This is a genomic window from Kistimonas scapharcae, from assembly GCF_039540975.1.
Lineage (GTDB): Bacteria > Pseudomonadota > Gammaproteobacteria > Pseudomonadales > Endozoicomonadaceae > Kistimonas > Kistimonas scapharcae.
This window is the reverse complement of sequence record NZ_BAABFL010000096.1, coordinates 1-5,988: the sequence shown is the minus strand read 5'-3', so window position 1 is coordinate 5,988 and position 5,988 is coordinate 1. Positions and strand designations below refer to the sequence as shown.

Annotated in this window: 4 protein-coding genes and 1 pseudogene; 4 read left to right on the top strand and 1 reads right to left on the bottom strand. The window is 51.4% G+C overall.

All coding sequences use genetic code 11. The annotated features are described in order from the left end of the window. Nucleotides 1–132: 132 nt before the first annotated feature. Complete coding sequence (locus ABD892_RS05680; RefSeq protein WP_345194439.1) at nt 133–1,392, top strand: cellulase family glycosylhydrolase; 1,260 nt, start codon at nt 133–135, stop codon at nt 1,390–1,392. 97 nt (nt 1,393–1,489) lie between these two features. Continuing rightward, complete coding sequence (locus ABD892_RS05675; RefSeq protein ID WP_345194438.1) at nt 1,490–2,131, top strand: DUF4377 domain-containing protein; 642 nt, start codon at nt 1,490–1,492, stop codon at nt 2,129–2,131. Nucleotides 2,132–2,161: 30 nt separating this feature from the next. Here the strand turns inward: ABD892_RS05675 and ABD892_RS05670 are convergent, their stop codons facing one another. Next, nucleotides 2,162–3,067: an oxygenase MpaB family protein gene (locus ABD892_RS05670; protein ID WP_345194437.1), complete on the bottom strand. Its 906-nt coding sequence runs from the start codon at nt 3,065–3,067 to the stop codon at nt 2,162–2,164. Nucleotides 3,068–3,292: 225 nt separating this feature from the next. On the opposite strand from ABD892_RS05670, the gene ABD892_RS05665 reads away from it, so the two are divergent. Continuing rightward, the gene (locus ABD892_RS05665) at nt 3,293–4,765 is read left to right on the top strand and encodes a DUF945 family protein (RefSeq protein ID WP_345194436.1); all 1,473 of its coding nucleotides are present in this window, start codon (nt 3,293–3,295) and stop codon (nt 4,763–4,765) included. Nucleotides 4,766–5,206: 441 nt separating this feature from the next. After that, nucleotides 5,207–5,770, top strand: a pseudogene (locus ABD892_RS05660) (IS1 family transposase). Nucleotides 5,771–5,988: the final 218 nt, after the last annotated feature.

The window sequence follows — 5,988 nt, the reverse complement described above, 5'->3', positions numbered from 1 at the left end:
ATGAAAGCATGAGCGGTAGCAACATACTGCGGATTTTCAGGCTTGGTTCAAGGCTTTCAATGAAACGTCAACAGCCCCTAATTGCTAAATAAAATATCAGAGGTATCACTGATAGGCGTCCATGTTTGAATATTGGATAAAATTGCCTACATTTGGGGCTTCACCGACACCTTCCTTCTGCAACCTCGCCAGGCCACTATGATACCCTCAACCACAGATGCATTGATGCGGCCATTGCCCATTCGCTGGCTGCCGATGCTCATGTTAACCGTGGGAATGATCTTGACCAGCGCCCTTTATGGCCAGGACGAACCTATTCCAGCACTCCGCTACCAGCAGATGATAGGAACAGGCTTTGCTACCAGCTGGTTCAAAACAGAACCTCCCGAGACGTCAGAACTGCCCGATGGCCATCTTATGCAAACAATGGTTGATCTTCGCAAAGCCGGATTCAGTAACCTCCGGTTAAGAGCCAGGGCAGATATCTACGGGTTTGCCGACATCATCACGGACACAGGTGCTGAACCCGCACAATATCTGGATAAAGCCGCAATGGAGCGCTTCCTGACGGAACTGGAACGTGTCGTCACTATTGCCAATAACCATGGCATAACCCCCATCCTGTCATGGCTTCACCACGAAGCGGAAAGTCGAGCCAGCACACAGGATGGTGAAAACTATGTCGCCTGGTGGTCAGTGGTTGCCGAATATTTCAGGGATTTTCCCCCAACATTGGGGTTTAACCTGATGACCGAGATCGGTATCCAGGGGTTTGGCGGCCTGCGCGTTGATCCATCGTTGTCCAATGAATGGATGCGTCATGCGATGGCCGCCATACGGTCTACCGGTGGAAACAACGCCACCCGAAATCTCATCCTTACTTCTCCCCTGAAGACCGAAAAAGGCCTCACAAAATTGGAAAGTGACCTGTTTAACGGGAAGCACATACTGGCCGAATGGCACCGTTATGCCTCTGGCCCAAACCAGCGGGGGGGCAACAAAGACTGGCACGGAGACGGTTCACCTGAAGAGCGTCGTATTTTACTGGATGCCGTGGCAACAGCGCGGCAATTCCAGCAGTCCAGAGGCATCCCAACCTGGCTGGGTGCCTGGATGCCCTGGGACAACGCCAATGCCTCGCTTGATCAACAGGAAATCAACGCATTTGCTACCTTCTTCACCACTACCCTGGCCAGCCAGCAGATCCCCTGGTCCATGAATGAACTGCATGCTGTCTACAGCATCAAGGATAACCAGTGGCGAAAATGGGTCCGAACCGGCCGGGAACACTCTCTGGTTATCAATATGGAAGACGTCATGGCCGCTATTGAAAAAGGCCGGAAAAAAGGGGAAAACGTACCATCGAAAGACGTCTCCGCTATTAGAGAATAAACCATAGACTTCGGTTGTTACGACTGATGTCGTTTACACCAATCACTACACTATAAACGACAATTGACATATTAATACTCACTTTCGGGAGCACCGAATGAACATGACGCGCCTTGGCATCACCGCCGCCATTGTCACCACATTAACGGCCTGCAGCAGCCTGCCGGAAGGGCGCTGGCAGGAAAGTACGCCCGCAGCCGGCACCAAGGCCATGACACTGGATATCCAGAAAGATCGTATTTCCGCCTATGCCGGCTGTAACCGCATGATGGGCAAAGCCCAGATGGAGGGTGGTCATCTGGTGGTCGGCAATATGGCCACGACCCTGATGCTGTGCCATGGCAAAAACGCCAAGCGGGAAGAAGCCCTGAAACAGCTGCTGGCCAGCAAGCCTGTCGTTGAGCAGCACGGTGACCAGCTGACCCTGTCCTCAGACGATGACAGCTACACCTTCATCAAACAACCGTCCATGGAAGACGGAAAAACCCTCTTTGTTTACGTCGCGCCAGAAAAAGCCCCTTGTGTGGGTGTGGCGCCCATGGAGTGCCTGCAGATTCGCGAAGACAAGAGCCAGCCCTGGACACTCTATTACGGCACCATCGAAGGGTTTGCGCCTGAGCCCGGCATTGCCTATCGCCTGCGTATCAAGGAATTCGATGTCCCCAATCCGCCGGCAGATGCCTCCAGCAAGCGCTGGATTCTGGATATGATCGTTGAGCAGGAAGTCGTCACACCTTAATGGTGCACAAGGCGCCGCAAATGCGGCGCTTTAATCCGTTTGCTCCAGTGGCTTACGGGCATAAATCCGGCCCACCAGCACCTTGGGGCCGAGGCGCATCCTCTGGTAACCATTCGGGTAGTGGATATAGTGATTAATGATACGACTATCGGCAAAAGACCGTTTTTCCCAGAGATTAAAATGACGGCCTAACCATGCCCTGGTTTTCATCAGCCCTAAAATGCTGCGTTGCTGCCATAGCGGCGGTGCTTTCAGCCCCAAAACCTTAAGCAACTGTTCATCATTAATCAGCGTTGCCACCAGTGTTTGGGTCAATGGCCTGATCCAAACGGGCAACAAGGCCGCAAGCCCTCCTAATATACCGACGGTGACTTTCTCGGCTTCCGGTGTATAAGTCTGATGTGCCTGTTCGTACGCTGTCTTCCATTGCTCAAACGCCTCATAAGAAGGTGGGATATCCTGAATATTCATCGCCTCGCCAAGATCGCGGAACTCCCTGTATAGCGCTTCTTTTTCATTCACTGTCATAGCGCGCCAGCCAAAAACTGCATTCCAGCGTACCGTTTCAAAAATAAACAGGGACAGTGTGTAGAGAAATTCATGGTTAGGAATCTTATAGAAACCATGAATCTGATTGAGATGCCCCACCATCTCCCTACCGGCCGGGCTGTCAGGTCCCGGCTGCATGATTTCCCGCAGAATGGCCTTGGTATCATCCAGACGTTTGGTGCTTTCTTTTTCATAACGTCCGGTTTGGTGCAGTAACCGGGCAATGCCAGGAATACCGAAAGTTTTCAGCTGGGCCAGTTCGCCGGCAATCAATGTATCCAGGGGGAACTCATGCTCAGCCATGATTCGAACCATCTCATGATAGTTCTCCGCCGGATCCAGTTCGGCCAATTGTCGGGTGTACTTGCCTGTGCGCAATGTCAGCATGGTTTACCTGCATTCTGAGGTATTTTTTCTCTGAGTTAAGCCTTAATGCATTAAGGCCCCTTCACGTTAACATGACCCATGTGATGAAACCCATTATCGAATCCCAGTGGAACAACGAAGTCCCTCCTGTATATTATTAAGTGTTAACACCTGAAAACCGTTCCACCTCCGTGACCGGCCGTAGTGCTTCAGGACTTCATTCATGCTCAGGGAAAACGACTACCAATGAGCCAGAGAAAAAAACGCATCTTGTCACTGGGACTGGTTGCCGGTGTTATCGGTGCCACCGCCCTGCTGTTACCCGCCATCAGTGGACAGTTGATCAACGGGCAGCTCAGCCGCCAGATTCAGGCAATTGCCGATACCAACCACTACACCGTCAGCCAGCTGGAATTGAACAAGGGGTATACCGAAACCCAGCTGACGGCCCGCCTGGAAGGCAAGGACCTGCGCAAACTCAACGGGGAAAGCATTACGCTTGAGGGCACTATCCATCACGGCACCCTTCTGTCATTACCCAATATGGCGACGGCATCGCTGGATCTGCATTACGCCATGACCCAGGAGCCCATGCAACTGGATATTCCCGGTAAACTTACCCTCACTCAGGGTTGGGGTGGCCGAACCCGGGTGACGGTTGAAGCCGGTGAGTACAACATTCCGCTGGATCCGGAGAGTGACCTTCAGCTACAGATTTCCGGAACACAGGCCAGTTACGACAGTGGCATGCAGGATGGCAGTGGCACCACCCTCAACCTGACACCGGCCGACTGGAAAATGATTGAGCGTGGCGAGCAGGTAGGCGGCATTAGCTTCTCCGAGGGGGTTCTTACGCTTGAAAACGGTTTCAACCAGTGGCTGATGACCATACCGGAACTGACCGTCACAGGTGTCACACCTATAGGTGTCCAAACACTGCTTTCGATCGCCGACCTGAAAATCAGCAACCGTGAGCAGGTGGAGAACGACCTGCTGTCATCCACTGCCCGGCTGGAAACCGGCGCCGTGGTTATCCCCATGATGCCGATACCGTCAGGCAAGGAGTTTATCAACAGTCTGGCGATTCAGTTCTCTGCCGAGAACCTCAGTGTACCAGCCCTGCAAAAACTGCTCAGTATTGGCCAGTCCATGGATTCACTGGAAGCCGAGCAAGGGCGTGAGGAATTGCTGGCAGTTGCTATCGAGTTCACCCGGCACCTGCCGCGTTTCGCTATCGACAGTATTGATCTCGATACCGTGCAAGGCAGTGTCTCCCTGGGCTTCAGCGTGCAGGGCAACCAGCATACCGGTGATCTGCTGACCCAATACCTGAATGAGCCACCTGTTACTGAAGCGGACAGCCAGGCCTTGAGCAAACAGGCGCTGAACGCTTTTAACAGTACCGTCTCATTCTCAGCAACGGATTCCTTGATCAGCTGGGGTTGTGAGCACTTCGGCAGTGCCGCTGCCATGGCTGACGGCAACCCGCCCAGCCACGCCAAGCGCATGGCCAACATGTGCCAGGAGATGGCCATTTCCGGCGATTTCCTGATGATGGCCTGCGACACGGAGGTAGACATTGCGCGTAAGCAACTCTGCCTGACAGCGATGGAAGAGGTACGCAAACCCTGGGTGGAAGAGCGAAAGCTGATGTTCCGCCTGGAGGAAGGCATTTTCAGCATCAATGATGTCCCGGTTGAATTGCCAGTTGGCCACTAGCGCCTACAAGGGGACATACGTAACTGCTTGTAGCACTGGCTGCAGATTGTTTCTGCAGCCAGTTCACTAGAAGCCATCTCATAGCTTTGCGCTCCAGTCGTGCATATAAGCAATGTATGCACGGGTGACCGAAAATGCTGGGTAAGGGTTGTCTATTATTTGTAGAAATCATCACTCTAAATAGGTCTAAGATAGCGCCTACTTACTTCAGCATTAATACAGTAAAACCCTCAAGAGTGATTTTTGATTATTCCCTTATTTTTTTCATACATTCGCCTTATAGAAAATACCATCCGTTTAACTTTCGTCACAGTTAATCGAATAGCCTGCTGTATATTCATTTATTCACACTGCAAGCTCCAATAACGGGTCATGAATCAGACCCGTTGATTACGTATATATAACAGTCGCCAGTAATGGTTATGCTGCGCATTTTGGATTATGGCTGTCATTAACGTTGTATGCCCCAGCTGTGAAAGCATTGATGGTGTTGTGAAAAACGGTAAAGCAGAGTCCGGACTGCAACGCTATCTCTGCCGACACTACAAACGCAGCTTTCAGCTCGATTTCATCTATAACGCTAACAAACCGGGCACCCACGAACGGATTAAGGATATGGCGATGAATGGCTCGGGAGTCAAGGATACGGGGCGTGTTCTCAGAATCAGTCCAACCACCGTCATCAGCCATCTAAAAAACTGGCGCCACCGAACGTGACAGCGCTGGCTTTTCTATGCCTGGANGAATAGACTGATAGCGCTGATCAAACCCTATAAATTCAGGTTTTTCTGTACGGATGACTGGAAACCGTACACCGCCGAACTGCCGGAAGAGCGCCACTTTGTCAGCAAGGCATTTACCCAGAGTATTGAAAGAAACTATCTGACGCTGCGGATCCGGATTAAACGGTTGAATCGAAAGACTATCTGCTTTTCCCGTTCAGAGGAGCTACGCGACAAAGTCATCGGAGAGTTCATCTCCAGAATGTGGTATCAACCGGTTTGAAACATGACCAAAAGAGGAGCAAGCGATGCAATACGCCGTTCGTGTTTTTGGCAGAAACCTCAACGAATTTAGTATGCTTTCTGCGTTATTTTTTCAATGCCGTAATCGTATCAATCCCGCGCATCAGTCACTGGTTGATCTGAAGCAGTAAAAATGGACATCCGCCTAAGCTGCCTTTGCCAACTCAAAATTCATGGGAGTCATATACCCCAATGAAC